22 protein-coding genes and 3 pseudogenes are annotated in these 25115 nt (G+C 61.7%); 13 read left to right on the top strand and 12 right to left on the bottom strand.

Annotated features, from left to right (window positions below; genetic code table 11):
* Nucleotides 1-146: 146 nt before the first annotated feature.
* From ACWMMN_RS37780 to ACWMMN_RS37765, 4 genes are all read right to left on the bottom strand, one after another.
* Nucleotides 147-1253 (bottom strand): alkene reductase, encoded by a 1107-nt coding sequence (locus ACWMMN_RS37780; RefSeq protein WP_486424499.1) that lies wholly within the window; start codon nucleotides 1251-1253, stop codon nucleotides 147-149.
* Between the two features lie 155 nt (nucleotides 1254-1408).
* Entirely contained in the window at nucleotides 1409-2089 is a 681-nt protein-coding gene (locus ACWMMN_RS37775) for a DsbA family oxidoreductase (RefSeq protein ID WP_486424498.1), read from the bottom strand.
* Nucleotides 2090-2158: 69 nt separating this feature from the next.
* Entirely contained in the window at nucleotides 2159-2500 is a 342-nt protein-coding gene (locus ACWMMN_RS37770; RefSeq protein ID WP_011548518.1) for a carboxymuconolactone decarboxylase family protein, read from the bottom strand.
* A 126-nt stretch (nucleotides 2501-2626) separates the two neighbouring features.
* On the bottom strand, nucleotides 2627-3190 hold the full coding sequence (locus tag ACWMMN_RS37765) for a TetR/AcrR family transcriptional regulator (RefSeq protein WP_011695171.1): 564 nt from the start codon (nucleotides 3188-3190) through the stop codon (nucleotides 2627-2629).
* Between the two features lie 358 nt (nucleotides 3191-3548).
* Here ACWMMN_RS37765 and ACWMMN_RS37760 point away from each other — a divergent pair, with 358 nt between their 5' ends.
* From ACWMMN_RS37760 to ACWMMN_RS37750, 3 genes and pseudogenes are all read left to right on the top strand, one after another.
* Nucleotides 3549-4103 (top strand): OsmC family protein, encoded by a 555-nt coding sequence (locus ACWMMN_RS37760; RefSeq protein WP_011695172.1) that lies wholly within the window; start codon nucleotides 3549-3551, stop codon nucleotides 4101-4103.
* A 145-nt stretch (nucleotides 4104-4248) separates the two neighbouring features.
* A pseudogene (locus tag ACWMMN_RS37755) lies at nucleotides 4249-5020 on the top strand (SDR family NAD(P)-dependent oxidoreductase).
* Between the two features lie 144 nt (nucleotides 5021-5164).
* On the top strand, nucleotides 5165-6037 hold the full coding sequence (locus ACWMMN_RS37750) for a fumarylacetoacetate hydrolase family protein (RefSeq protein WP_486424497.1): 873 nt from the start codon (nucleotides 5165-5167) through the stop codon (nucleotides 6035-6037).
* A gap of 87 nt (nucleotides 6038-6124) precedes the next feature.
* On the opposite strand, the gene ACWMMN_RS37745 is transcribed toward ACWMMN_RS37750, so the two are convergent.
* The 4 genes from ACWMMN_RS37745 to ACWMMN_RS37730 form a co-directional block, all read right to left on the bottom strand.
* Nucleotides 6125-7567 carry an amidase gene (locus ACWMMN_RS37745; protein ID WP_486424496.1) on the bottom strand — a complete coding sequence of 481 codons (1443 nt, stop codon included), beginning with the start codon at nucleotides 7565-7567 and terminating at the stop codon, nucleotides 6125-6127.
* A gap of 36 nt (nucleotides 7568-7603) precedes the next feature.
* Entirely contained in the window at nucleotides 7604-8833 is a 1230-nt protein-coding gene (locus tag ACWMMN_RS37740; protein ID WP_124675962.1) for an MFS transporter, read from the bottom strand.
* Between the two features lie 22 nt (nucleotides 8834-8855).
* On the bottom strand, nucleotides 8856-9794 hold the full coding sequence (locus ACWMMN_RS37735) for a SphA family protein (protein ID WP_011695176.1): 939 nt from the start codon (nucleotides 9792-9794) through the stop codon (nucleotides 8856-8858).
* 78 nt (nucleotides 9795-9872) lie between these two features.
* Nucleotides 9873-10880 carry a helix-turn-helix domain-containing protein gene (locus ACWMMN_RS37730; protein ID WP_486424495.1) on the bottom strand — a complete coding sequence of 336 codons (1008 nt, stop codon included), beginning with the start codon at nucleotides 10878-10880 and terminating at the stop codon, nucleotides 9873-9875.
* Between the two features lie 966 nt (nucleotides 10881-11846).
* On the opposite strand from ACWMMN_RS37730, the gene ACWMMN_RS37725 reads away from it, so the two are divergent.
* From ACWMMN_RS37725 to ACWMMN_RS37715, 3 genes and pseudogenes are all read left to right on the top strand, one after another.
* The gene (locus ACWMMN_RS37725; protein WP_474236558.1) at nucleotides 11847-13223 is read left to right on the top strand and encodes a glycoside hydrolase family 28 protein; all 1377 of its coding nucleotides are present in this window, start codon (nucleotides 11847-11849) and stop codon (nucleotides 13221-13223) included.
* Between the two features lie 143 nt (nucleotides 13224-13366).
* Nucleotides 13367-13504, top strand: a pseudogene (locus ACWMMN_RS37720) (IS66-like element accessory protein TnpA); the annotation flags it as partial.
* Nucleotides 13497-13778: pseudogene (locus tag ACWMMN_RS37715) on the top strand (IS3 family transposase); the annotation flags it as partial. The pseudogenes ACWMMN_RS37720 and ACWMMN_RS37715, both read left to right, overlap by 8 nt.
* Nucleotides 13779-13933: 155 nt before the next feature.
* Here ACWMMN_RS37715 and ACWMMN_RS37710 read toward each other — a convergent pair.
* Nucleotides 13934-15424, bottom strand: coding sequence for an ISNCY family transposase (locus ACWMMN_RS37710; protein WP_334069054.1), 1491 nt, complete (start codon nucleotides 15422-15424; stop codon nucleotides 13934-13936).
* A 492-nt stretch (nucleotides 15425-15916) separates the two neighbouring features.
* On the opposite strand from ACWMMN_RS37710, the gene ACWMMN_RS37705 reads away from it, so the two are divergent.
* The 3 genes from ACWMMN_RS37705 (at nucleotide 15917) to ACWMMN_RS37695 (ending at nucleotide 19080) form a co-directional block, all read left to right on the top strand.
* Nucleotides 15917-16468 carry a DUF1003 domain-containing protein gene (locus ACWMMN_RS37705; protein WP_059234120.1) on the top strand — a complete coding sequence of 184 codons (552 nt, stop codon included), beginning with the start codon at nucleotides 15917-15919 and terminating at the stop codon, nucleotides 16466-16468.
* Between the two features lie 841 nt (nucleotides 16469-17309).
* The gene (locus tag ACWMMN_RS37700) at nucleotides 17310-17897 is read left to right on the top strand and encodes a BPSL1445 family SYLF domain-containing lipoprotein (protein WP_174993916.1); all 588 of its coding nucleotides are present in this window, start codon (nucleotides 17310-17312) and stop codon (nucleotides 17895-17897) included.
* A gap of 463 nt (nucleotides 17898-18360) precedes the next feature.
* Nucleotides 18361-19080, top strand: a complete 720-nt coding sequence (locus ACWMMN_RS37695; RefSeq protein WP_059234121.1) for a Crp/Fnr family transcriptional regulator — start codon at nucleotides 18361-18363, stop codon at nucleotides 19078-19080.
* A gap of 99 nt (nucleotides 19081-19179) precedes the next feature.
* Here the strand turns inward: ACWMMN_RS37695 and ACWMMN_RS37690 are convergent, their stop codons facing one another.
* Together ACWMMN_RS37690 and ACWMMN_RS37685 are read right to left on the bottom strand one after the other, a co-directional pair.
* Nucleotides 19180-19608, bottom strand: a complete 429-nt coding sequence (locus tag ACWMMN_RS37690) for a PRC-barrel domain-containing protein (protein WP_011548866.1) — start codon at nucleotides 19606-19608, stop codon at nucleotides 19180-19182.
* A 244-nt stretch (nucleotides 19609-19852) separates the two neighbouring features.
* Nucleotides 19853-20035, bottom strand: coding sequence for a hypothetical protein (locus ACWMMN_RS37685; RefSeq protein WP_011548865.1), 183 nt, complete (start codon nucleotides 20033-20035; stop codon nucleotides 19853-19855).
* A gap of 340 nt (nucleotides 20036-20375) precedes the next feature.
* Here ACWMMN_RS37685 and ACWMMN_RS37680 point away from each other — a divergent pair, with 340 nt between their 5' ends.
* From ACWMMN_RS37680 to tkt, 4 genes are all read left to right on the top strand, one after another.
* A complete protein-coding gene (locus ACWMMN_RS37680; RefSeq protein WP_081051825.1) occupies nucleotides 20376-20813 on the top strand; it encodes a Spy/CpxP family protein refolding chaperone in 438 nt (145 codons plus the stop codon).
* A gap of 132 nt (nucleotides 20814-20945) precedes the next feature.
* Entirely contained in the window at nucleotides 20946-21206 is a 261-nt protein-coding gene (locus ACWMMN_RS37675; protein ID WP_230950356.1) for a hypothetical protein, read from the top strand.
* Nucleotides 21207-21529: 323 nt separating this feature from the next.
* Nucleotides 21530-22315, top strand: a complete 786-nt coding sequence (locus ACWMMN_RS37670; protein ID WP_059234124.1) for a PRC-barrel domain-containing protein — start codon at nucleotides 21530-21532, stop codon at nucleotides 22313-22315.
* Nucleotides 22316-22390: 75 nt separating this feature from the next.
* Nucleotides 22391-24466 carry a transketolase gene (gene tkt, locus ACWMMN_RS37665; RefSeq protein ID WP_486424494.1) on the top strand — a complete coding sequence of 692 codons (2076 nt, stop codon included), beginning with the start codon at nucleotides 22391-22393 and terminating at the stop codon, nucleotides 24464-24466.
* Nucleotides 24467-24731: 265 nt separating this feature from the next.
* Here the strand turns inward: tkt and ACWMMN_RS37660 are convergent, their stop codons facing one another.
* Nucleotides 24732-24950: a hypothetical protein gene (locus ACWMMN_RS37660; RefSeq protein ID WP_081051901.1), complete on the bottom strand. Its 219-nt coding sequence runs from the start codon at nucleotides 24948-24950 to the stop codon at nucleotides 24732-24734.
* Nucleotides 24951-25115 lie beyond the last annotated feature (165 nt).

The following is a 25115-nucleotide window of genomic DNA, read 5'->3' as shown; positions in this document are numbered from 1 at the left end:
GGTGGGTCAGATTTAGATGAAAACGGTGGGTCAAGATTCGGTGGAAATCAACATCGGAGACTTCCCATGCAAGCAGTCCGAGCCCGCCGTACCTCATCTCGCGTTTATGTCGGGGACCGGAATGATGCGTCGGCATTTCAGTCCGATTACGCGGTTTCCTGCTCGAAAGTCGGATAATCGGTGTAGCCCTTGGCACCAATGACGCCATAGAAGGTCGACCGATCGGGCTCCGTGAGCGGCCAACCGTTCTTCATCCGCTCCACCAAATCGGGATTGGAAATGAAGGCCGTGCCGAACGCGATCAGGTCAAGTTCTCCCTTCGCCAGTTCGGCTTCGGCGAGCTCCTGCGTGAAGCCGCCGGCGCCGATCAGCGTGCCTTGGTAGGCCTTGCGAAAGGCCGCACCAAAGCCATCCGGAGTACCTGCTGCAGAAATGGTCGTCTGATAGTTCAGGTGCACGAACGCCAGCTTCCGTTCGTTCAAGGCCGAGGCCATGCTCGCCCACGCATCCGCTTCCCCTTCGAAGGCCTCCATATCGTAGATGCGCCCGAACGGCGAGACCCGCACGCCCACCTTTTCACCGCCAATGGTGTCTGCCAGGGCGTCGATCGTCTCCAGCAAAAAGCGCTGACGATTAGCGATGGAACCACCATATTGGTCGGTGCGGGTGTTCAGCGCGCTGCTCAGGAACTGGTCGAACAGGAAGGCATTGGCCGCCATCACTTCCACGCCGTCGAAGCCTGCGTCCATCGCCCGACGCGCGGATGCAACGAAGTCCTGAGTGACACGTTGCACTTCGTCCGTGGTCAGCGCACGCGGCACACTCGGGAGAACCGGGCCCTCCTTGCCGGGTTCTACCCACGCGTAGACCATGGTCGTGGTCGCCGGCACTTCGCCCGACGACACCGGAGCCGCATTGCCAGGCTGGATGGAAACGTGGGACAGCCGACCAACGTGCCAGAGCTGGGCAAAGATTTTGCCGCCCTTTTTGTGCACGGCGTCGGTGACCTTCCGCCATCCTTCCGTCTGCTCGTCGGTGTACAGACCCGGCGTATACAGATAGCCGCGGCCCTCTTCGGACACCGGAAGACCTTCGGTGATGATCAAGCCGGCGGAAGCACGCTGCGCGTAGTAGAGCGCGGTGAGATCGTTGGGAATGTTATCGGGCGTACGCGTACGCGTCATCGGTGCCATGACGACGCGGTTGGCGAGCTGCGTCCCGGAGAGATCGTAGGGCGTAAACAATTTACTCATCATGTTGCTCAAAATGTAGGTGCGCCAGGGCGCTGGTGAGTGTCGGGTTAAATGCGAAATGAAACGGACGGCTATCTAACAGCCGGGAATCTGCTTCACGCGCATTTCGGTCAGTCCGGAAAGAATCGATACCTTGTGAATGGGGGGCTGCCTGCCTAGTGAGCGCACCCGTCAATGCTGCAGCTCATGCCTCCGGTGTCTTCGCTTTCGTCCGGTACGTTCTCGGCGGAGTCGAACAACGCTTTTTCGAACACGGCGACTTCACGTGCGCCCGAGAGGTACGTTCGGTTGTTGAAGACAAACAGCGGAACGCCATTTGCGATTCGATTTGCCTCTGCTTCATCTCGCGCGATTTCGGACACCATCTCGCGATCGTCGAAGGAGAGCGCCGCAGCGGAAATGCCGATGCTCTTTGCAAGGTCGATGAGCGCGGCTCTATCGAAGATGTCAATCCCGTCGGTCGTCGCGGCCCGGTAGATTGCTTCGATCATCCGTTGTTTGTCTTCGGACGTTTGGACACTTTTGACGAGTAGGTGCGCGTCGCTCGTATCGCCAAAGCGCATGGTCTCGAATCGGTAGTTCAGACCTTCCTGGGCTCCGGCCGAGCACACCGCATCCATCATTCTTTGCGCTGCTGTCGCGTTTCCGAACTTGGCATAAAGCGCGTCTGTAAAGCCGGTCGGAACCATGCCTCGCGCAAGACGGTAGGACTTGTGTGTCACGACCACGTCGACGTGCTGCGTCACGCCTTCTATCGCTTTTTCCAGGCGTCGTTTTGCGATCCAGCACCAGGGGCAGACAAAGTCCGACCACACTTCTACATTGACCCGCTTCATGTTTCATCCTCAGCTAGAAATTGCTGCCTAGTGGCGCTCCGCTCGCAGCGGTAGCGCCGGGTAGGACATTTACTCGCGACCGAGATGGTCCAGCGCGTCGAGCACATGAGTGCTATAGACCACAGCGGCGCCGGCATTGAGATTGATGGCGACACCAAGTGCTTCTGCAACTTCTTCCTTCGTCACACCAAGCTTGTTGGCTTCTGCCGCGTGAAAAGCGATGCAGCCGTCGCAGCGTGTTGTGACAGCGACTGCCAACGCAATCAGCTCTCGCGTCTTTGCGTCGAGATGATTTGTCTTGGCGCCGGCGGCACCGAGCAAACCAACGCCTTTGAGCGTGTCCGGGGTGTACCGTGCGAGTTCATGCACGCGACGAGTGACGGCGCCGATTGTTTCAGTCCAGTTTTCCATGGTTTTCTCCAAATAACAACCAACTAGTTGGTAGGGTAAATACTCAAATAAAAGAGCCATGTTCACGCGGAAAACGGCTCTGGCGCTGGGTGCAACGATGAATCGTTTGGGGAAGCGATCCCCTTTTTATGCTGCGGAGACGATGAGTCGAATGATGCCGCGGTCGAGCGTTTCGCCGTTCTTCATGGCCCACTCGACAAAGCTGGCTCCCTCTAGAACGCTCAATACCTGATACGCCTTCTGGCAGCTCCCCACACCGGCGGGGATCTCGCCGTCGCTGATGCCCTTGTCGATGACCCTGGTCAGCCAGCGCAGTTGCAGCTCGAAAAACCGGTGCGTGAGCTTCTGCAGTTCGGGCGGCAAAGCAGCCATCTCGGCGGCAAGCGCACCGCAGAGCGGGAGCAGGCTTCCATCACTGCTGGCGCGAAAGGTATCGAAAAATCCGTTCAAGCGGCCCCAGAAGTCCTCATTCTCGCGGTCGATTCGCTCGAACGCTTCCACCACTCTCGCGACATAGGCTTCCACAATCGCAACGCCCAGATCTTCCTTCGTCGGGAAGTGATGGTGAATGCTTGCCTTCCGGATGCCAACGGTTTCGGCCAGATCCGCATAACTGAAGGCGGCATAACCCCTCGAGCGCATCAGGCCTTCTGCAGCTTGAACCAACGCGTCGCGCGTACCTACTGCCATGCATCCTCCGGCACACTGCCATCTTCAATTGAACGAACCCAGCGAATCACTGCAAGCGCAATCTACCTACTAGTTGGTTTTTTGTCAAGCATGACGGCGCATCTCGTCTTCGCAGCGGGCCAACCTTGCAGGGACGCCCCGCAAGCAGATGGTAGAGGAACGTGTCCCCAATTGCACTAACCGACCTCGTGCATTTTTTCATTGAGCGGGCAGCGCCGCAAATTCGTCCGATCAATCTCGAAGGAGCGTCACGACTACAAGGACGAGAAATGCCCTTGTGACGCTACCAACTAGATGGTAGGCTTGCCGCGTGTTTGAACTTTTCCCTGCGCGAGAGCGCTCCTAGGAGGACCAGCAGATGACTACCCACCCGAACGGAATCGATGTGCCGGCTTTGCAGCAATTCGCGCAAGAAGTCGCCACGGACCCCACGAAGCGAAACGCGCGCTTCAACGTCAAGACGAAATGGGAACACCAGACGCGTTCCGTGGCGACTGTCAGCCACTATGAGCTGGGCGGGGTGACTCACCAGCGGCATTTCGAAATCGCAGCGGACGAACCCACCCAGCTTTTGGGCATGAATAGCGCGCCTAATCCGCAAGAGCTGCTCATGGCCGCGCTCAACGCTTGTTTGACGGTCGGATACGTGGTCAACGCCGCCGCGATGGGGATCACTGTCCACAGTCTGGAAATCGAGACCGATGGTGAGCTGGACTTGCGCGGTTTCCTCGGGCTCGACGAGAGCGTGAACCCGGGATACGACGAAGTGAGCTATGTCGTTCGCCTGCACACGGACGCTTCGCGCGAGCGTGTCGAGGAGTTGCACCGGGTCGTGACGAAAACTTCGGTCAACCTCGCGAATTTCTCGAAGGCGATCCGCATGGTCTCGACTCTCGAAGTCCGCGAAGGCTAACCAGCGGAGGTACTTGCGATACCGGCCGCGTTCTGCGTTCTCCGCGAGGCGAGCTGATTCATGGACGCGGCAAGACGAGTAATGTCCGCGTTGGCGCGGCCGCGCATGCGGAACTGATCCAGACATTTAAATTAAGGAAGCCAAAATGAACGATTTTTCCGGTAAGAAACTTCTTGTCGTCGGTGGCACCAGCGGTATCGGGCTCGCAACGGCCAAACAAGTGCTGAAAAGCGGCGGTAGCGTCGTCTTGACGGGAAACAGGAAAGACAAAGCTGAAGCGGTCCGTGCCGAACTGAGCGGGCTCGGTCCGGTCTCCGTGATTGCGGCGAACCTCATGACAGAGGAAGGCATGAACGCCATTCGCTCGGAGATCAACGCGAATCACAAAGATATTTCGCTTCTGGTGAATTCTGCGGGAATCTTTGCTCCGAAGGCCTTCATCGACCACGAAGAATCTGATTACGACATGTACCTGTCGCTCAATCGTGCCACTTTCTTCATTACGCGGGACGTGGTCAGGAACATGCTCCGCTGCGAAGCTCCAAGGCGCTATCGTGAACGTCGGGTCGATCGGAGCCCAGGCAGCGCTGGGCGACTCCGCGGCATCGGCGTATTCCATGGCAAAAGCAGGTCTGCACGCGCTCACGCGCAATCTCGCGATTGAACTTGCCGATGCGGGTATCCGAGTGAATGCTGTCTCGCCGGCGATCGTACAGACGTCGATTTATGAAGGCTTCATGGCGAAGGAAGACATTGCCGGTGCGATGAAAGCGCTGGAGTCGTTTCATCCGCTCGGACGCGTTGGTACGCCCGAAGACGTTGCAAACACGATCGTCTTCCTTCTTTCAGACAAGACCTCGTGGGTAACCGGTGCCATCTGGAATGTGGATGCGGGGGTGATGGCCGTGCGCAAATGATGGCTGTTTGGATGTGCGCGCGCTAGCAGTACATGGGCGACGGAAACGTGATGAAGGAGGGGCTACCGCTGCCTCCAGCGGTGGTCCAACAGGACAGTGAAGGCGTAGTCGACGACTTCATGGACGGCGAGCAAGGAGTGTGCGATGCGATTTGCAGTCTATAAAAAGGATGGGCACCGCGGCATCGCGGTGGAGCACGGCGGGCGATGGTTCGGGCTGACCGCCGAGGACACCGCCTATCCGGGCGATCTGGATGCGCTGCTGGCGCACGGCGCTGATCTTGCCGAAGTGGGCGCGCTTCTCGCGCGCGGCGCGCCGGTCGATCTCGAGGCGGTGCGCTTGCTGCCGCCGTTCGGACGGTCCGGCAAGATCGTCTGTGTCGGATTGAACTACCTCGACCACTCGACCGAGACCGGGTTTGCGAAGCAGGCCTATCCGACCGTGTTCGCGCGGTTTGCGTCGAGCCTGATCGGCCATGGCGACCCGATCGCGCTGCCGGCGCAATCGTCCCAACTCGACTACGAGGGCGAACTAGTGGCGGTGATCGGCAAGGGCGGACGCAGCATCGCGCGCGAGCGGGCGCTCGATCATGTTGCCGGCTATTCGATTTTCAACGACGCCACGCTGCGTGATTACCAGTTCCGCACGCCGCAATGGACGATGGGTAAGAACTTCGACGGGACGGGGGCATTCGGGCCGTGGTTCGTCACGGCCGACGAACTGCCGCGCGGCTGCAAGGGGCTGAAGATCCAGACGCGCCTGAACGGGGCGGTCGTGCAGGAGGCATCGACGTCGGACATGATCTTCGATGTCGAGACGCTCGTCGTGCTGCTGAGCGAAGTGATGACGCTGCAGGCCGGCGATGTGATCGTCACGGGCACGCCTGCCGGTATCGGGATGGCGCGCGAACCGCAGCTCTGGATGAAAGCCGGAGACGTCTGCGAAGTCGAGATCGAGCGGCTCGGCGTGTTGCGCAACCCGGTCATGCCGGCGGCGATGGTCCGGCGCGACGCCTGACGGACGCGCATGGTGCCCTGCGCTCGGCTCGCCAAACGCGCCCGTGCACTCAGACGCCTGCAGCCAGGAAGTTCACCGGACCGTCAGTCAAACGCAAAGCGGGGGGATCCGATCCGCCCACGGTTCAGCGCGCTCAAGCTGCGCGGCGAGCGAGAACAGCAGCGACTCTGCGCCGAACGCCCCCGCGAAATGGCTGCCGATCGGCAGGCCTTGCTCGTCCCAGTAAAGCGGCACCGACATCGCGGGCTGACCGGTCGCGTTGAACCATGCCGTGAACGGAGAAAACCGATGCGCTCGATCGATGACTTCGCTCAACGACTGCGTGTCGTCCGCGGTCGCAAGTTCGGCCGGCGCAAGCGGCGGCATTGCGAGCGTCGGCGTTAGCAGCACGTCGTAGCGCTCCATCAACCGGCCGAACGTCCGGCCCAATGCATGGATCCAGTCGACGGCGCTCGCGTATTCGGCGCCGCTTGCATTGCCTTTCTCCCGCAGGATGATACGGGTGCGGGCCTCGATTTCGCCGTCGCGCACCGGAAGTCCGCGCTGGTTGCCTATCATGTCGACCAGCGCACGCGTTTGTGCGCCGATGATCGTGAATACACGGTCATAGAACGCTTCCGAATCGACCGGACTATCGAGCGGCTCGACGTGGTGTCCGAGCGAGCGCAGCAACGCGACGGTATGTGCGAGTGCGGGTCGGCAGGCCGGATGAAGCGGCCACGGTGGAGCTTGCTCGATCACGGCGATTTTTAGCGGCCGCGGATCGCGCTGCGTGGCCGCGAGAAACGTCTCCGGTTGGCATGGCGCCGCATAGGGCGCGCCGGTATCGGCGCCCGCGGTCAGGTCCAGCAGGGCGGCGCTGTCGCGAACCGAGCGCGTGATCGCGTGGTTGATGGCCATGCCGGCCCATCCTTCGCCGATCATCGGGCCATTCGGCGTTCGGCCGCGTGTCGGCTTCAATCCGAACACGCCGCAGCAGGACGCGGGCACCCTCAGCGAGCCACCGCCGTCGTTGCCGTGCGCGAACGGCAGCACGCGCGCGGCGACAAGCGCTGCCGCGGCGCCGCTCGATCCGCCGGCGCTCACATGCGGATTCCACGGATTGCGTGTGACGCCGAAACGCGCTGAGGAGGTGCAAAACGACGTGCCCAGTTCGGGCGACAGCGAGGTTCCAGCGATCGGTATGCCCGCGCGCCGTAGGCGCCCCACGAGTTCGCCGTCGAAGTCGGGCCGGTAGTCGCCGAACAGGAACGATCCGTTCGCCATGCGTGCGCCGCGCACCGGCATGAAAAGGTCCTTGATGAGTGTCGGGACACCGGCGAGTACGCTCTCGTGGCCAGTGATGGTCGATGCGGCTAGTCTGGCCGTTTCGTCGAGGCGCTCTGCGACGGCATTCAGCGAGGGGTTGATCGCGTCGAGACTGGCGAGGACGGCGTCCAGCAGTTCCGTCGGCGTTACTTCTTTCTCGCGAACGAGCGCCGCGAGCGCGATGCCATCATGCGTGGCGATGAGCGTTTGGAAATCTTTCATAGGTCTATCGTTCGAGAACAAGAAAATGGGAGTGGATCAATCGTCGCCGCGGCTACGAAATGCCGGCAGCAACCATAGCAGTGCCGTGGCGGCTGTACCGGACGCGATGGAGACGATTGCGGGACGCAGTCCGCCGAACGCCTGTGCACATCCGAGCACGACCAACGGGCTGAGGAACTGGCCCAAATAGAGCGCGGCTGTGAAACCGCCCAGGGCGCGGCCACGAATCGCGAGCGATAGCCTGCGCATCAGCGGCAGGATTGCGTTTGGGACCAGCATGCCGCCGCCGAAGCCGTGAATCACGACCGCCACGACGATGGCCGGCACCGTATTGGCGCTCGCAAGCAGATACAGACCCACCGCAAGCAGCACAAGGAGCGCGACATTGACGAAGCGCCGGCCGAGCGCGTCGCGCAACCATGGCCATGCGATGGAGCCGGCCAGCGTCGATAGCAAACCGATACCCGAGACCGCACCGATCATCGTCGACGAGTGCTGCCCGATGTCGATCATCAGCTGCGGCATCTGCACCGGGACCACGAAGGAACTGACCATTCCGACGCAGATCAGCAGATAGCCAATGGCGAGCGTCGACGCGAGCTTGCCGCCGGACAGCGGCGTGCCGCCGTCGCCCGGCTCGGCGGGCCGACCATGACGCAGCGGCTCCCACAGCAGGGCGGCAATCGCAGGTATGAGCAGGATCGGCAGCAGGTAAAGATAGAACGGATAGCGCCATGCGTGCTCGCCGGCCGCGCCGCCGAGCACGAAAAAAATCGTGCCGACGACACCGATCGTGACGACCTGCCGGTTCACGTAGCGCACCCGTTGTTCACCGTGCCAGTAGTCGCCGATTAACGTCGTGCAGCACGTCATCACGCACGCTTCCGCGGCGCCGAGCGCGAACCGGCAGACGAGGATCGCGGTGAAACTGTCGAGCCATGCCGGCGCAGCGCCGACCAGCCCGTACACGAGCGTTGCTAGCAAAAGCAGCATCTTGCGTCCGACGCGATCGGCAAGCCAGCCGGCGAGCGGCGCACACAGCGCGATCGCAAGGGCGGGGCCCGTCGCGACGAGCGGCACGAGTGCGGCGAGGCGCGGGTTGGCTGGCACGAAGTCCGCCGCGAGTTTCGGCAGGATCGGCGCGATCATGACTGCGCCCATTACGGTGAGACTGCTGCCGAGCAGCAGCACAGCACCCTGGCTGGCGCCGGCTTGCCTAGCGGCACGTGAATATGGCGCGGTATGCGTGGAAGAAAGCGGATTCATCGACTGCTCCCGAATCAGAACATCAGAACGACAGCGCGGCACGCAGCGCGATTTGGTACCCCTGCGCGTGGTTTTGCGCACCGAATTCCTTGTAAACGTGCAGCCATACCGCCGGCTTTCCCGGTTCGACATAGCTGATCGCGGGGCCCAGCGCGTTCACGTGCGCGCGGTTGCCGTCGACATTCGGGCCGTGGTCGTTGCTCAGTTGCCGCTCGATGTAGCCGCCGAGGCCGGCGGTGAACGGGCCGATGTGCTGTCCGAGCGCGAATTCCTGGCGGAACCCGGTGCCGCTTCGATAGTTCGTTGCACGGTTCGTCGTGTTCTGATCGACCTCGATGCTGGTCGAGATTTCGAATCCGCTGTCGGTGATGTACGTTGCGCCGATGATCGGCGAGAAGGTCCAGTGGTTGACGCCAGGATTGAAAAGTCGAGTGGACCGATAGGCTCCCGTTGGCGCCTGCACTTGGAGTGCGACGTTGACGAACAGATTAGGCAAAGTCCACGCGAGAATCAGCGGCTGGAAATCCGCATCGCCGATATTGGTCGGATCGGCCGACATTGCGAGCGTTCCCGCGGGCGTCGGTACGTTCACGTGCCCGTTCAGATTCAGGAACGGCACGATCGCGCCGAAGCCGACGTTCGCGCCGAACAGCCTCGCGTTTGTCATTCTGATGTATGCGAGGCTCCACGACGCGGCTGTTAATGAGAAGTCGGCATTGCCGCCGTTGCGCATCGTGTGCGTCGAGTAGTACGCGAAGCGTGTGGCGAGCGTGCCGTTGGGCGTGGGTGGCGGCGTCATCCCCGCGCCGAAATCGAACACGCCGAACGGCGTGATCGGGCCGTCGTTTTCAAGCGCGCCAGCGCTCTGACATGCGAGCGTTGCCGCCAATGTGCCGATCGCGACGACGGTGGTGCGTGTGCGACAGTGCCGCACGCCATGCGGGCGTCTTAGGACTTTCATCGTGCCGTTTCCCGTACAGTTAAAATGTGTACGGAGTCTAGGAACGTCAAAATCCGGCGCGTTATCCGCTTTTGGTAATTATCGTGGGGGGCGTTTGAGCGTATCGGACGGCAGTTCGCCGAACAGTTCCCGGTAGTGCGACGCGAATCGGCTCAGGTGCCAGAAGCCCCAGCGGCACGCGACGTCGCTGACCGAAGCGCTCGCCGGGGAATGTTCGCGCAGTTCGCGACGCACCGCGTTGAGCCGTACCACACGCAAGTACCACGCAGGATGCGTGCCGAGGATTTCCTCGAAGCAGTACTGCAGCTTGCGCCGGCTCGCGCCCACCGCACGGCATACGTCGAGCACGGTCAGTGGAACGCCGGGCTGCGAGATCACGAGCTCGCGCACGCGGTCGACGATGCGACGCCGCGCGGATGGATCGAGCCGAACGGGCCGGCCGGCCGCTTCAAGCGCGTCGACGAGTTCGATCAGAATAGTGTCGCGCAGCGCCTTGCGCGTCTGCAGACGCGCAAGGCGCTGCTCTGACGTGTCTGCAGCGCTGAAACCCGCTACCAGCAAGGATTTCAACGCTTCGTAGCGGGCCACCGGCACGCGCGCGATGCTGGTTTCGCTGGACGGCGTTTCGCCGGCTTCGCCATCGTTATCGCCGAGCCATACCAGCCTGCGAAGCGTATCGGTGGGGACAGTCAGCAATACGACGTCCTGGTGGTCCGGGGTGCGCAACTCCGGCAGCGATGTGCCGCTGGAGACAAGCAGCGCTTTGTCGCGCAGCGGTGAGCCGCCGCAGTATCCGGTGCCTGAGGTTTCCAGCGGGATGCTGAACGACGTGCTACCGGCGCACTGGTCGCCACGTTTCAGCAGCGAGCGATTCACGCGTTCCCTCAGGAGCTGCATCTCGTCGAGGCGGATCGCATGGACGGTACCCTGGAAAGGCCCAGGCGAGAGCTGATCGAGGTGGATCGACCAGCCGTGCGTGCATTCGGCGAGGCTGTCGACGTCATTGCAGGTGAAGCGCCGGATGAACGGCATCCCGTCGGTCGAAGAGTCGCCGGTTGTCGCGGGCGGCAACGGGGTGTACGGCATGGCAGGTTGGGCGATGGACGAAGACCAGTGCTGACAGTGCGCACACCATAAATCGGTGACAATGCGTCTTTACCCCGAGGCCGGACGTGCCCGACGCGCTCGCGGCTGGCAGACCTTCGGCCGACGACGTCGGCGGCGAATTCACGAGCCAGCCTCCGTCATCGACTTCCTGATAGCGCCGCATCAGCGGGTTGACTTGGCGAACGCTCAGACCGATCCGTTACGCTGCACCCCCGGGTTTCCAACCCATCTCGGCGATCAGCATCACCTTGGTTCGGTCAAGTTCTCGCATGGCGCACTCAGTGAGATTGAGTACCGGGAGAGTCTCGGGCTGACGACATAACCGATCGTATGTCTATGCAGTTATTATTGGTGCATACAGAAGAGAGACCTAAAGTTTCAAAATAATTACAAAAGACGCCGATATTAATATTCGCGTAATAATTTGATCGCTGAATTTCAAAAAGAACTCCGGAATTTTGCTGGTGCGGCGAGAATGAGGGCGCGTTGGAGAGTCGATATTTAATTTATAACTATTGCCTTTTTTATCTATCGTTTGATCCAAAATTTGCAGTTGCTGGATGCGCGTCAATGACTATGCGGCGTATAATTAAGTGAATTTGAAAGCCGTTTGTCATAAATTGCTTTGTACATGTGGGGTCGCTGGGAGATGCAACTTGTTTGACGCCCGGTTATCGCATAAACAGAGGCGCCATTGTGATTGCTGCTCGCACTCCCGTCAGTGCCATCACTTTGCCGACGTTCTCAACTGAGGATCATTATGGTCACCGATCCGTGTTAGTGCTCAGGGATTCGAGAAAAATCCGAGGCCCTGAGCAGTATCCTGGGATACGTGTTGTGTCCCGGCCGAGGTTCGTCCGGCGGCGAATTGCGACTCATAGGTTACCCCCACTGCTTGCCGGCTGCACCTATTTCGCTCTCTTATTTTAAATGCAAGGAAAACCAATGAAAGGCAAAAGCAGCACGCGCCTCGTCCTAATGCTCTCCGCCTTGGCCGCGCTCGCCGTGCAAGCGTCCGCGCAAGCGGCCACCTGCACGCCCCAGTGGAGCAGTTCGGCCAGCACCAACACCACGAATCTGCAGAACGCCATCCAACAGTGCGCCGCCAGCGGCACCAGTAGCAGTCCGGGCCTGGTCGACCTGGCAAGCAACAACGGCATCTCGACGGCGGTCATCACCAGCGTGAATCTCGCCAGCAATATCGTGCTGAAGTTGGAGAAGGGCTTCACGCTGAAGGGCTCGCCCGCGCAGCCCTCGAGCGGCGCAATGCTGACCGGCAGCAATTTGAGCAACCTGACCATTACCGGCACCGGCGCGATCGACGGCGACGGACAGGACTACTGGCCTGCCGCAGTCGGGCAGAACAATACGGCCCGGCCCAAACTGATCGCCATCACCGGCTCAAACCTGCAGATTGGCTCGAACTTCACCGATGCCGGCAAATCGCAGTCGATCGTGGCCTTCCCGAGTTCGTCCAATGCTACCGGCAGCGCACTGATCATCCGCAACTCGCCGAAGGAGCAACTGGTGATTGAATCGGGCTCGAAGAACGTCACGATCGACGGCGTGTGGATCTACGCGAATCCGAACCGCAATGCCAGCGGTGACGATCTCGCGCCGAACACCGACGCGATCGACATCATCGGCACCCAAACGGCGACCATCAAGAACTGTCTGCTCGACACCGGCGACGACGATATCGCCATCAAGTCAAACGCGGGCGGGGCGGCCACCTCGAGCGTCAACGTCAGCCATTGCGTGGTGGGCGGTGGTCATGGCATCTCGATCGGCGGCCAGGAGGCGGCCGGCACCACGCTCGCCAAGCCCGGCGTCTCGCAGGTGACGGTCGACACGATGCAGTTCAGCGGCACCGACTACGGCTACCGGATCAAGACCGACCAGACCGCCAAGGACAGCGGTGCCACCACCGGCGTGACCTACCGGAACACCTGCATGCGCAACGTCCAGCAGCCCTTCCTGTTCACCTACGCCTACGCCTCGGGCACCGGCGGCGCCCTGCCGATCATCGCCAACGTCACCATCGACAACGTGATCGCCACCGCCACCAAGCAGCAAGGCGCCATAATCGGGCTCTCGGACAGCCTGATGGGCGTGCCAAAATCGGGCGACACGGGAATCAGCATCACCAATAGCCAGATCAGTGGCGGTAAGGCCTTCTCCGTGACCGACGGCGAATTGCAACTGGGCAGCCACAGCAGCGCGACGACCTCGACCGGTTCGAACGGACAAGTAGTGGGGATTCCGGATACCGGCGCGACGCTGTCCTGCCCGAGCAGCATCACGATCCCTGCGCAGATTTGAGCGACATGGGGACACGTCTTCGGTAGGGGCCAAATTAGGATCAAAACGCCTGATGCGTAAGCGCGAAATCCTCCGCACCTAGCCGGCACTGCTGAATCGATCCACGATTGCGTCCGCAACTCACACTTGCGGACGCAACCACGATGACAGCTGACACGATTGACCTCGTTTACCTGCCCCTGAAGGTGATGCACGTTTCGCCGCACGGCAAACGGTCGTTCGATCCAGATGGGAAACGCCGCCTGGTCGAAGCATGCTTGCAACCCGGCGCGTCACTATCGTTGGCCAGGCTGGCTTACCCGGATACGGGAGGCCAATCTGATCCGTTCAATGTCGTGCAAGGGCTGCTCGCCCCATAACGCGGCGTGCGAAGGCTTCTTGGGACGGCTGAAAACGGAACTGTTTTACTCTCGAGACTGACAGACCATCACCACCGACCAATTCATCGAGGTCGTCGACTCGTACATTCGCTGGTACAACGAGAAACGGAGCAAGATCTCGCTTGGCGCACTCAGTCCGATTGAGTACCGGGAGAGTCTCGGGCTGACGACATAACCCAGTCCAAGAATTCCGCCGCACCCCCAAACGCGACACCTGAACTTGGGACCTACATGTATGTCATACCCGGATTCAGATGTCCACCTTCCAGCTAATTAAAAATGTCCGGTTTTAAGGTTGGTTTTGCTGCGTTTCTTTCTTCGCTTTAACCGTTACGCAGAGTCGAAGGTCGGCGCCTGAACGGGCAGGGCGCTTGCGTTTGCTTCCTCAGTTTTTGCTGACCGACGGCCAGGTTTGTCTGCTGGCTTTGCGGTTTGCCGACGTTGCGCCAGATCGACGATCACATGCTCGACGTCGGCCTGCGTGATCTTGCGTTGCTTCTTCTTACCCGGCTCGGCCTCGTTTCTGTTGGTCCGCGTCGAGTCGCCTCGATGCGTTCGAGATGGGGCCTTGCCGATTCGACTGTTATCGCGTTGCGCCTGAAGCGCTTGCGCGATCTGCAGCACGTGACTCAAGCGCTTGTGTTCGACGACGGCACCTTGATCGATTTCAGACAGTCGGTCGTACTGTCTGCAGTCCAACACACGGTCGTCAGCCCGGAGTTCGATCCGTCCATCCGGGTACTCCAACACCTCGATCTGCCGGTCGATCAGCTTCCGGTTGGCCGGCGTGTCCTCCAGCAAGTACATCACTCGGTCGTACTGCACCGTCAGCGACTTCGTTACCTTCCGCGGCTCGCGCCACGTCAGCACCAGGTCCAGGCTTTCGTCAGGCCGCAGTGGTCGGTGCGCATTGAAGTCGCTCTTCGGCGGCTTCGCGAAGCGTGCGTTGTAGGCGGCCATGAAGGAGGGCGCGTAAGCGTTGGCGTCGGCTACCGTGTTGATGCCGCGCAATCGCATCTCCTTGACCAATCGGTCCTGCAACGTCAGGTGTGCTCGCTCGACTCGCCCCTTGGCTGAACTGCTGTTCGCGCAGAACGTGTCAATGTTCAACTCGTACATCGCCCGGCCGAACGGCGTCACGCGATTGCCAGTCTTGCCTGGCTTCACGTTGCGGAACACGCTGGCCTTGTCGCTGTAGAACGCCCCAGGTTTGCCGTGCCGTTCGATGTACGCGCGTGTCGCTTCGAAGTAGCTGAAGGTCGATTCCGTCTGCGTGAAGTGCAGCATCATCAGCCGGCTCGTCGCGTCGTCCACATACACCAGCAGCGTGCAGGCTGGCGCCCGTTCCTCGAACCACCGATGGTCGCTGCCGTCGATCTGGATCAGTTCGCCCAGGCACGCCCGGCGCGCTCGAGGCTGATAAATCTTCGGCGGTCGCTGCCGGCGCGGCACCCATAAACCTGCCTCCGTCATCAGCTTCCTAACCGTCTCCTTGGCCAGCCGAATGCCGTGACATTCCCAGAGCTTCTCGCAGGCCAGCGTCGGCCCAAAATCGGCGTAGCGATCGCGGATGATCGACAGCGCCCGGTCGGCGGCTCCTGGGTCCAGCCGACGATTGCCGGGCTTCGATCGGTGTCCCGATACCAAACCCGCCGCGCCGTATTCCCGAAGCCGGGCGACCAGCCGGCGAATCTGCCGCGTCGTCAATTCCAGCCGTTCCGCTGCACGCCAAGGCTTGAGCTTGCCGTCCGCGACGTCCTGAATGACCTTGAACCTGTCCAGCTCGCGCATCGTCATCGTGATCCGCTCCGTTGCAGCCATCGCAGCCTCCGGCGCCGGACACCCGGCGGCCGAACAGCTTACGCGGCACGAAAGCGGACATTTCTATGTAGCCAAAAGCGGACATTTCAATCTAGCCACTACACCCTAAAAAATTGCTAGTTTAGCTTATGTCAAATTAAAATTATTCAAATGGAATCCGCGAGCCGCTGCCGCTCTTTTCCGTAAAGCTGTTCCCGTTTCTATCGCAATTTGTTCCTGGCTGTCGGCCACGCTCGGACTTCGCTCTCACCCGTGGTTTATGCGCCGCAGTCGGCGCCAGGCGTCAGCCTGTTCATACCGCTCCGGTTCCGGTAGGGTGCGGGATCGCGCGGGACTTTGTCCATTGGGTCGGATGGCAACGAAACCGGGAGAGGCCGCTGTTCGGGCCGTTTCGGTTTCGTTGCTTCGCGGTTGCCGAGCAACCAGCCTTTTGCAATGACCTGACTGCGGTTCTATTCTGTTCTGATTGTGCGACCGCGCGCGGAGAGCAACATGCGTAAACCTGCGGAGCTTGCCGAAAAATTCTTTGGCGTCCCCTATGAATCACTGGACGAGCGCACGAAGAATGTTGCACATCTCATCTCGGAGCGAAAGCACATCGCGAGAGACCCCACGAAAGAACTGGATGCAGCGGCAACGCGCGGCCAGCGCGCAGCGGATGCCGTTGCCGCCTTCGGCGGGTCGTGGATATTCATCACGTGCTTTGTCGTCATCATGGTCGCCTGGGTCAGTCTGAATTCGCTGATTCTGGCAACGTACAGCAAGGCCTTCGATCCTTACCCGTATATCCTGCTCAACCTGTTTCTCTCGATGCTGGCAGCTATCCAGGCACCCATTATCCTGATGGCGCAGAACCGGCAGTCATACAAGGACCGGGTCTCTGCCGAACACGATTACGAAATCAATCTGAAGGCCGAACTCGAGATCATGTTGCTCCATGAAAAATTGGACGGGTTGCGCGAGGAGCAATGGACTGAATTGCTGAACATGCAGAAGGAACAGATGGCGGCGCTGAAGAACCTGCTCGAGTCTGGCAGGACGTGAGCAATGGGGTATCCGGGTCGCCAGCTTCGCTAAACGACGCGATCGAATGGCGAACGACGCGGCCCGGCCATCCATGGCGACTGCCGGTCGTTTCTTCCGATCGATCTGTTTGGGAGAATCGCCGTACAACGGGATATGAAAGGCGAACTTCGACACGGCGACGTGTGCGTTGCCAAACCGCCGCATCGGTCATGATGAAGCGCACCGGAAGGACGCTGTTTTCATGTGATGCTCGCAGCCCTGACCTACCATCCCTCCCGTTGCCCTGCCCCATGCGGCCCCTGGTCATCGGAACGCCCGGAATGATTCACGTGGTCGCGCGAAGTGGCGCCTCGATTCCATCCGCTTTCGTGATTGCCGCCATACGCACCGCCATACCCCCCGTTTCGATCGCCGCGATAGCCGTCACCAGGTACCCAAAAGCATCCGGCAAGCACGGTCGCAATAGCCGCAAGACAGACATAGACAGACGCACGCATGTTGCTCTCCTTGCCGGTCGCATCCAGGCACGTTGCTTCGTTTGATCGACCGGAGACGAATGACGGAATCATTCACCGCTGACGTGAACCATGCCGATGTGCGTGAACAAGTCACGCACGAACGAACGGATGGTTGCAGGGGACATCTTCCCGTCAACGAGATTGCGTGTCTGTACGGTGAAGGACGCTTGCAGAGACGTACCGGTTGCGCGGCATCGACCGCCATTCACCCCACACACGATGCACGTGCCGCGAACGCGACGCGGGACAACGCGGATGTCGCATTTTTGTACGCTGTCGTACCGCATCCGTGGCCGTCCTGGCATAGCCTCGGAAGCTCGAGCAGCAATCAGGAGACGATGATGCTACGACGAACGTTTCTATGGGGTACGCCGGGATCGATCCTGGCTGTTTCCCTCGCGGTTTCAGGTTGCACGATGACCGGAACATCCGACGCCAGCGGCCACCAGACCGACAAACGCCACACCATCGATGCGGGTGTCGACTCGACCCTCGCACGTCTTTACTCCAGCGCCAACGGCTCGCATGAACTTGTCGGCAAGGCGCGTGGCGTGCTGGTGTTCCCGTCGGTCATCACGGCCGGCTTCTGGATCGGCGGTCAGTACGGTGAAGGCTCGCTGCGCGTGGCCGGCAGCACCGTCGGGTACTACAGCACCACGACCGGCTCGATCGGGCTGCAGATCGGCGCACAATCGAAAGCCATCATTTTCCTGTTCATGACCGAGGACGCGCTTAACCGGTTCCGTAGCAGCGAAGGCTGGTCGGCAGGCGGCGACGCATCGGTGGCAGTCCTGAAAGTTGGTGCGAACGGCGATGTCGACACCAGCACCGCGACCGCGCCGATCGAAGCATTCGTGCTGACGAACAGCGGGTTGATGGCGGGGGTGACGCTTGAAGGAACGAAGATCTCGAAGCTGAAGACACTGTAGTGCTCAGCGCGAGCCGGCAGACGCCGCGTCCTGAGGACGCGGCGGCGGATCTGAACCCGACTCGCCTGATCCGCACGCAACCGCGCCCGCGCGTGGCGCCTGTCCTGCAACGTACCGGCCGCACGCGAATCGTCACGGCCCACTCTTCCGCGACCGACGCCACGCAGCCTGCCGACTGCGATCGATTTCCCGTCAACCGCGCCGTGAAATATCGGTTCCGTATCGAGTGCGCGTGATTGCGCCCACCTTGATGAGACATGTGCCGGCACTATAATTTTTGATGCAGGATTCGCGCTCGAACGGTCTCCCGAACTCATCGAGAAAAGGGACATATTGCTGCCGCCATCCCGTCCGGTCGTCGGATCGGTAAAGTGTGAGGATTGGCCTCTCCCGCCGATTCCCACTGCGCCCCCTAATGGCTGGATTCTTCATCGTCGCCCGAGCGCGAGCGCAGGAGCCACGCATGCAGGACAACCCGCCCATCACCGAAAATCACCTGCTTGCCGCGCTGCCGGAAAACGAGCTTGCACACATCATCCCGAACCTGACGCTCATCGACATGCCGTTGGGAAAAGTGCTGTACGAATCGGGCGGCCAGCTTCATCACGTCTATTTTCCGACCACGTCGATCGTGTCGCTGCTGTACGTGATGGAGGACGGCTCGTCTGCGGAAATCGCGATCGTCGGGCATGAGGGAATGATCGGTGTGTCGCTGTTCATGGGCGGCGAAACGACGCCGAGTCGCGCCGTCGTGCAAAGCGCTGGGCAGGCCTACCGGCTCGACGCGAGCGTCCTGAAAGAAGAATTCAGGCGTGGCAATGCGATGCAACGCCTGTTGTTGCGCTATACCCAGGCGCTCATCACGCAGATGGCGCAGACTGCGGTGTGCAACCGCCATCATTCCATCGATCAGCAGCTGTGCCGCTGGCTGCTGCTCAGCCTCGACCGCCTGCCTTCGAACCAGTTGCGCATGACGCAGGAACTGATCGCCAACATGCTGGGCGTGCGGCGGTCGGGCGTGACGGAGGCTGCTTTGAAGCTGCAGGACGCGGGCCTCATCCGCTACAACTACGGCCATATCCAAGTGCTGGACCGACCCGGGCTCGAAAAGCGCGTGTGCGAATGCTATGCGGTGGTCAAACGCGAATTCGACCGCCTGCTTCCCGATCTGAAGCGACTCTAGCCGCCACTGAGCCGCATCGTGCCGGCCTTTCCCGCAACTGCCCTCGATGTCCGAGAAGGCCCGGAAGCGGCCGATCGACACCTTGCCGCCAACCTCGCCTCATCCGGCGACCCAGTACGGCGCCCGGTTGTAGTACTGGTGAAGCGACAATCCCCACTGCGATTGCGTCATCACCGGCCAATGCTCGTCGTCGAAGCCAGGGGTACTTTTGACATGCGCGGCGGTCACGTCCAGGTGGAAACATTTGTCACCGACATCGTATTTCATCGCACTCCACGGAATGGCACAAAGCATCTCGCCCATGCCGCCGCTGGACGCTACCGCGTAGGCAATTTTGCCGTGGTGCAAATCGAGCACGATGTCGAACACGTTGCCGATATCCTCACCGTCCGACGCGATGATCTTGCTGCCCCTCAGGACATCGGCGGTCGTCACCATATGACCGGGTTCATCGCCAGCATCGCGTTCGACGAGCTTGCCCCCGTTGCCGTCATCCCCGGATCGGTCGGGGGTGTGGAGCATCCTCATGATGTCCTCCTTGGACAAGTTCCGGGAATATCCGTCTCGTGCACGGCCTCGACATCGAAAGCGGCACTCGACGTACGAGGAAACGCTGCGCGCACCGGCATTGGAAGTCGGTACGGTTCCGTACCCGGGCACCTCGGGAATGTTGGCTCGCCGGCGCTCCGACCGATTCCGCCACGCTTATCGATATCGCCGAATACCGGCGACGACTCGATCCTTCGTAGTCTCGCGGGGCGCTGCCCCTGCGCTAGCGGTGCTTGATGTGCAACGACTTCCGGTGATGCTTTCGATGGGCCGGGCGGGAGATCATCCTCGTGACACCACCGATCGACGGCGGATCGCTGGCGGGGAACGTTCCCTCCACCGCCTCGTCGACATTGCGCTCGCTCTTGCCACCGTTCGTATGCTGCTCTCGATACCTGCTGCGCATAACCGCCTCCGTGGAGTTGATGGTCGGATCGGGCCGGATTCATCTGGCCCACCAGCGTGAAACGCCCCCGGTCACGATGCCAGCATAGGCCCGATTGGAATATTCCGCCCGGTGCTAGCGTGATCCGCCGGACATCGCGAAACGGCCACGTACACCGGCAAACCGTCCGGCATCGGACAGACTGAGCCCGCGCATCCCGCGTATAGCTGGGCTACCGGGCCGAAATTCGCCGCCGACCGGATGCGTTGCGGTACGTCGACTTCTCCCCAATTTTTCACCAGGATCCGCCACGACACTCGTTCTTCTCGCCCTCCCCCGACAGATTGCCGGCGCGTTCTCCGTGGCGGCGACAGTCGCCCTCGGCGCGGCCGTCTTCCCCTCACTCTCGAATGCCGGCGGCTCCGCACCGGATCAAGCACCGCCCCACATCATGACCGTAGCGGCGCAAAGGTCGATCGACGGGCGCATCAGCAGCCTGCACCAGCGGCTTGGCATCACGCCTGGCCAGGAATCGCTGTGGCAGCCGGTGGCGCAGGTGATGCGCGACAACGCGAACGCGATGGAATCGCTCAGGAAGGCACGTAGCGATCACGCGAACGACATGAGCGCGATGGACGATCTTCATTCCTATGGCGAAGTCGCCAACGTGCACGCAGATGGCGTCAAAAAGCTGACCACGGCGTTTCAGCCGCTTTACGACAAGATGTCCGATACGCAAAAGCAGAACGCGGATGCGATTTTCCGTGGCAACGGTCGCCACCTGATCAAGAAGCAATAGTTCCGGACCTTCCGCCGATACCGACTGTCGATGACAGCCGCTGACCGGCAGATTGCGGATCGTACACGGGAGAACATGATGGACGTTTCTATCGGACACGCACGTCGAACCACGATGGCGCCGAGATCGGGCATGCGACTTGCCGGCATGATCGTTGCGATCGGCTGCCTTGTCGTCGCACCGCAATTGCATGCGGAAAGAATGAATCACGGCGGAGATCAGGGCAATCACGAACACATGAAGCATCAAGGCGGCCGCCACTACGACCATCACCGGTATGGCGGCGACGGCTACTACGGCGGCGAGGATGATGCCTATGCCGCGCCGCCGTTGGTTTACGCGCCGGCACCGGCGCCCGGCGTCTCGCTGTTCATCCCGCTGCGGCTGCGTTGACGCACGCACCGAATCCTGTCGCCGGGTACGCCCGTCGGCACGTCGGCGCGGCGATCCTCACTGCTTCGTGATCCTGATGACGAAGCTGGCGAGGAGGTGTTGCGACATGCCGGGAGGGGCGGTTCGCGCCCGTGCGCGCTTTGTACGGTTTCGTACCGCATCGGGCATTCGTCGCGTGTAGCGTCTCAATCATGCCGGCCACCCGAGGGGACGCGCTCGGCAGGCATCGCTCCGCATCGGCGGGCGAACGGCTGGATACCACTGCACGGCAGGCAGGTCAGCCGGATCACCGAAGTGCCGGGCATCGCTCTGACGAGGACATCATGTTGCGAAGCATCCGAAGGTTGCACGGAGACACGGTTCGAGCGAAGGACGGCGATATCGGGCATATCCACCAGGCCTACTTCGACGACGACAACTGGTGCATCCGCTACCTCGTCGTCGAGACCGGCGATTGGCTGCACGACAGGCAGGTGCTGGTCTCGCCGTATTCCGTCACGCATGCCGATCCCGAAACCCGCACGCTCTACGTCAGCCTCACGCAACAGCAAGTGAGAGACAGCCCGAATCTGGACACGCACAAGCCGGTATCGCGCCAGCACGAGATCGAGTACCTGCGTTACTACAACTACCCGACTTACTGGGGCGGCCCGAACCTTTGGGGGATGGGAGCTTACCCGGCTTTCGATCCGGCCGGACCGTCGCAGGATCTCGATGCCGGCGACCCGCTGTTCTCGCACGGCGCGCCGGCCAGCGCGCCGGCGGATACGCATTTGCGCAGCACCGGCGAGGTCGACGGATATCGGCTCGAAGCCACGGACGGACATATCGGTCACGTGTCCGACTTCATTTACGACGATGAAGCCTGGGTGATCCGCTATCTGGCGATCGACACGTCGAGCTGGTGGTCGACCGGCAAGGAAGTCCTGATCGCGACGCACTGGCTTGACCAGGTGGAATGGCCTACGGAAACGGTGTCGGCCACGCTCACGCGCGACGCGATCCGCCGCAGCCCTCCCTACGACGACTCGCAGCTTGTGCATCGAAGCTACGAAATCGAGTTGCACGAATTCTACGGCAAGCACGGCTACTGGCCCCGAGACCGATAACGCGGACGACGGGCCGTCAACGCAACCACCATCCCGTGCGGGATGTTGCGTGACCGAACGCCAAGGAGCAGTTGCATGACCTCAACCGATTTCCCGTCAATCGAAGGGGCGGCACTCGATGCGCTCTGCATCAATACGCTGCGCTTCCTGTCGATCGATGCCGTGCAGAAAGCGGCGAGCGGCCATCCAGGCCTGCCGCTCGGCGCCGCGCCGATGGCCTATGCGCTATGGATGCGCCATCTCAAGCATCACCCGGCCAATCCGGCATGGTTCGATCGCGATCGCTTCATCCTGTCGGCCGGACATGGATCGATGCTGTTGTACAGCCTGCTCCACCTCACCGGCTACGACCTGCCGCTCGATCAGATCGGCCGCTTCCGGCAATCGGGCAGCCTCACGCCCGGCCATCCGGAGCGCGGCCTCACGCCGGGTGTCGAGACGACGACCGGCCCGCTCGGCCAGGGTTTCGCCAACGCCGTCGGCATGGCGATGGCGGAAACGCAGCTCGCCGCGTGCTACAACCGTCCCGGCTTCGAGATCGTGGATCACCACACCTACGCACTCGTCAGCGACGGCGACCTGATGGAAGGCGTCGCGGCGGAAGCCGCATCGCTTGCCGGCCATCTCCGGCTCGGCAAGCTGATCTGCCTGTACGACGACAATCGCGTCACGCTGTCCGCCGGCACCGCGATCACCTTCACCGAAGATCGCGCACAACGGTTCGACGCCTACGGCTGGCATACCGAAACGGTCGAAGACGGCAACGACCTGGCCGCCATCGATGCGGCGCTGGTCAACGCACGCGCCGAGCAGCGGCGTCCGTCGTTGATCCTCGTGCGCACGCATCTCGGCTACGGCTCGCCCAACCGGCAAGACACGTACCAGGCTCACGGATCGCCACTCGGCGATGCCGAGGTGCGCCTGACCAAGCACAACCTCGGCTGGCCGCCCGATCCCGCGTTTCATATTCCCCCACCGGCGCTCGCGCATTTTCGCCGGGCGCTGGCGGAGGGGCGAGTACGGGAAGAGCAGTGGAACGCGCGGTTCGAGGCCTATACGCGCGCGTTCCCCGAGCTGGCTCAGATGCTGCTGAACACTGTGCACGGCACGCTGCCCGACGGTTGGGACCGCGATATCCCGGTCTTTCCGGCCGATCCGAAAGGCATTGCGACACGGGTCGCATCCGGCAAGGTGCTGAACGCCCTCGCCTCCCGCGTCCCGTCGCTGGTCGGCGGCTCCGCCGACCTGAACCCCTCCACCTTCACCGCGCTAACCGGGCTCGGCGATTTCGAGGCCGCCGGCGTGAACGCGCTCGACCGGCAAGGCTCCGACGGCGGCGGCTGGAGCCGTAGCGGCCGCAATCTGCATTTCGGCGTGCGCGAGCATGCGATGGGCGCGATCCTGAACGGCTTGGCGGCCCACGGTGGCATCCGGCCATTCGGCGCGACCTTTCTGATCTTTTCCGACTACATGCGTCCGCCGATCCGGCTCGCCGCATTGATGCGTCTGCAGGTGATCTACGTGTTCACGCACGACAGTCTCGCCGTCGGCGAGGACGGTGCGACACATCAGCCGATGGAGCAGCTTGCCGGACTGCGTGCGGTCCCGGGCCTGCTGGTGATTCGACCGGCCGATGCCAATGAAACCGCCGTTGCGTGGCGTGTGGCGCTCGAAGCGCGGGAGCGACCGACTGCGCTGGTACTGACCCGCCAGGACGTGCCGACCATCGATCGCCTCCGGTTCGCGCCGGCCGAGGGCTTGCGGCGTGGCGGCTACGTCTTGGCCGATGCCCCCGATGGCCACCCCACGCTGATCCTGATCGCGACGGGCTCGGAAGTCACGCTCGCGCTGGCGGCACAAGTCGAATTGCTCGCGCGCGGCGTAGCGGTTCGGGTGGTGTCGCTGCCCTGTTGGAGATTGTTCGACGCTCAGCCCCAGCCGTATCAGGACGCCGTGCTGCCGAAGTCGGTCGGCGCGCGGCTGGCGATCGAAGCGGGTGTGTCACAAGGCTGGCACCGCTATGTCGGCGATCGTGGCGACGTACTCGGCATCGCGGGTTTCGGCGCGTCGGCGCCGGGCGCCGAGCTGATGCGAGATTTCGGCTTCACGGTCGAGAACGTCTGCGACCACGCACTGAAACTGCTCGCCTGATCCGTGGACGGCCCGTACGCGTATCAACCGTTCGGGCCGCCGCTGGCATGGCACATACCGGCTTCGAATACCGCGTCGACCATCGATTGGACATCGGACACGATGCGCCACGTGATCCGCTCCGCTCTCCTGTATGAGGCACTGTCGCATTCTCGTTCGCGCACGGGCCGTGACTGCCGACATGCGCGTGGCGGACGGCGGGCGCCGGGATCTTCCACAACCAACCGAACGCGCGAAGCGCCGCCCATTCCGCCACCCGCCATGCTCAAGCGGTGGCCGGCTTGCCAGCTCGGCGCTCGAGCATGAGAATAAGGGCGATGATGCTGACGAAATGCATGCGTTCAGATGGCGTCAGACTGCCGTGTTCCAGAATCGATTCCAGCCTAATTCGCCAGAGTGCCCATGGCGCAGGCTCACCAGGCGCGACGCGTGCAATGAGTCGTTCGAGTGAACGCAGGTCTCCCTCGATTGCTGGGTGGGCCATGGCCATGCTCCGATTGTCGTGAGGAACGGCGAACAGTCTATGACGAAGCACCGCGCCGCTCTGCCCGCTACCGTACATCGCGCGCGCGGGCCACTTCCCGGCAGCGACGGCCGCAATGCAGGCACCCGGCGCGATACGGTGCGACGGGCGCGGGGGCATCGGCGC

It is taken from the genome of Burkholderia cepacia complex sp. TUM26381, assembly GCF_057439935.1.
The sequence above is the reverse complement of the archived record's forward strand: the minus strand, read 5'-3'. Positions and strand labels throughout refer to the sequence as shown.

Coding starts and splice junctions, on each gene's coding strand:
- ACWMMN_RS37750 (WP_486424497.1), top strand. CDS start 5,165: ATGCGATTTGCAGTCTATAAAAAGGATGGGCACCGCGGCATCGCGGTG.
- ACWMMN_RS37725 (WP_474236558.1), top strand. CDS start 11,847: ATGAAAGGCAAAAGCAGCACGCGCCTCGTCCTAATGCTCTCCGCCTTG.
- ACWMMN_RS37690 (WP_011548866.1), bottom strand. CDS start 19,608: ATGAGGATGCTCCACACCCCCGACCGATCCGGGGATGACGGCAACGGG.
- ACWMMN_RS37745 (WP_486424496.1), bottom strand. CDS start 7,567: ATGAAAGATTTCCAAACGCTCATCGCCACGCATGATGGCATCGCGCTC.
- ACWMMN_RS37780 (WP_486424499.1), bottom strand. CDS start 1,253: ATGAGTAAATTGTTTACGCCCTACGATCTCTCCGGGACGCAGCTCGCC.
- ACWMMN_RS37675 (WP_230950356.1), top strand. CDS start 20,946: ATGCGACTTGCCGGCATGATCGTTGCGATCGGCTGCCTTGTCGTCGCA.
- tkt (WP_486424494.1), top strand. CDS start 22,391: ATGACCTCAACCGATTTCCCGTCAATCGAAGGGGCGGCACTCGATGCG.
- ACWMMN_RS37695 (WP_059234121.1), top strand. CDS start 18,361: ATGCAGGACAACCCGCCCATCACCGAAAATCACCTGCTTGCCGCGCTG.
- ACWMMN_RS37775 (WP_486424498.1), bottom strand. CDS start 2,089: ATGAAGCGGGTCAATGTAGAAGTGTGGTCGGACTTTGTCTGCCCCTGG.
- ACWMMN_RS37760 (WP_011695172.1), top strand. CDS start 3,549: ATGACTACCCACCCGAACGGAATCGATGTGCCGGCTTTGCAGCAATTC.
- ACWMMN_RS37735 (WP_011695176.1), bottom strand. CDS start 9,794: ATGAAAGTCCTAAGACGCCCGCATGGCGTGCGGCACTGTCGCACACGC.
- ACWMMN_RS37770 (WP_011548518.1), bottom strand. CDS start 2,500: ATGGAAAACTGGACTGAAACAATCGGCGCCGTCACTCGTCGCGTGCAT.
- ACWMMN_RS37700 (WP_174993916.1), top strand. CDS start 17,310: ATGCTACGACGAACGTTTCTATGGGGTACGCCGGGATCGATCCTGGCT.
- ACWMMN_RS37765 (WP_011695171.1), bottom strand. CDS start 3,190: ATGGCAGTAGGTACGCGCGACGCGTTGGTTCAAGCTGCAGAAGGCCTG.
- ACWMMN_RS37730 (WP_486424495.1), bottom strand. CDS start 10,880: ATGCCGTACACCCCGTTGCCGCCCGCGACAACCGGCGACTCTTCGACC.
- ACWMMN_RS37660 (WP_081051901.1), bottom strand. CDS start 24,950: ATGGCCCACCCAGCAATCGAGGGAGACCTGCGTTCACTCGAACGACTC.
- ACWMMN_RS37670 (WP_059234124.1), top strand. CDS start 21,530: ATGTTGCGAAGCATCCGAAGGTTGCACGGAGACACGGTTCGAGCGAAG.
- ACWMMN_RS37740 (WP_124675962.1), bottom strand. CDS start 8,833: ATGAATCCGCTTTCTTCCACGCATACCGCGCCATATTCACGTGCCGCT.
- ACWMMN_RS37710 (WP_334069054.1), bottom strand. CDS start 15,424: ATGGCTGCAACGGAGCGGATCACGATGACGATGCGCGAGCTGGACAGG.
- ACWMMN_RS37705 (WP_059234120.1), top strand. CDS start 15,917: ATGCGTAAACCTGCGGAGCTTGCCGAAAAATTCTTTGGCGTCCCCTAT.
- ACWMMN_RS37685 (WP_011548865.1), bottom strand. CDS start 20,035: ATGCGCAGCAGGTATCGAGAGCAGCATACGAACGGTGGCAAGAGCGAG.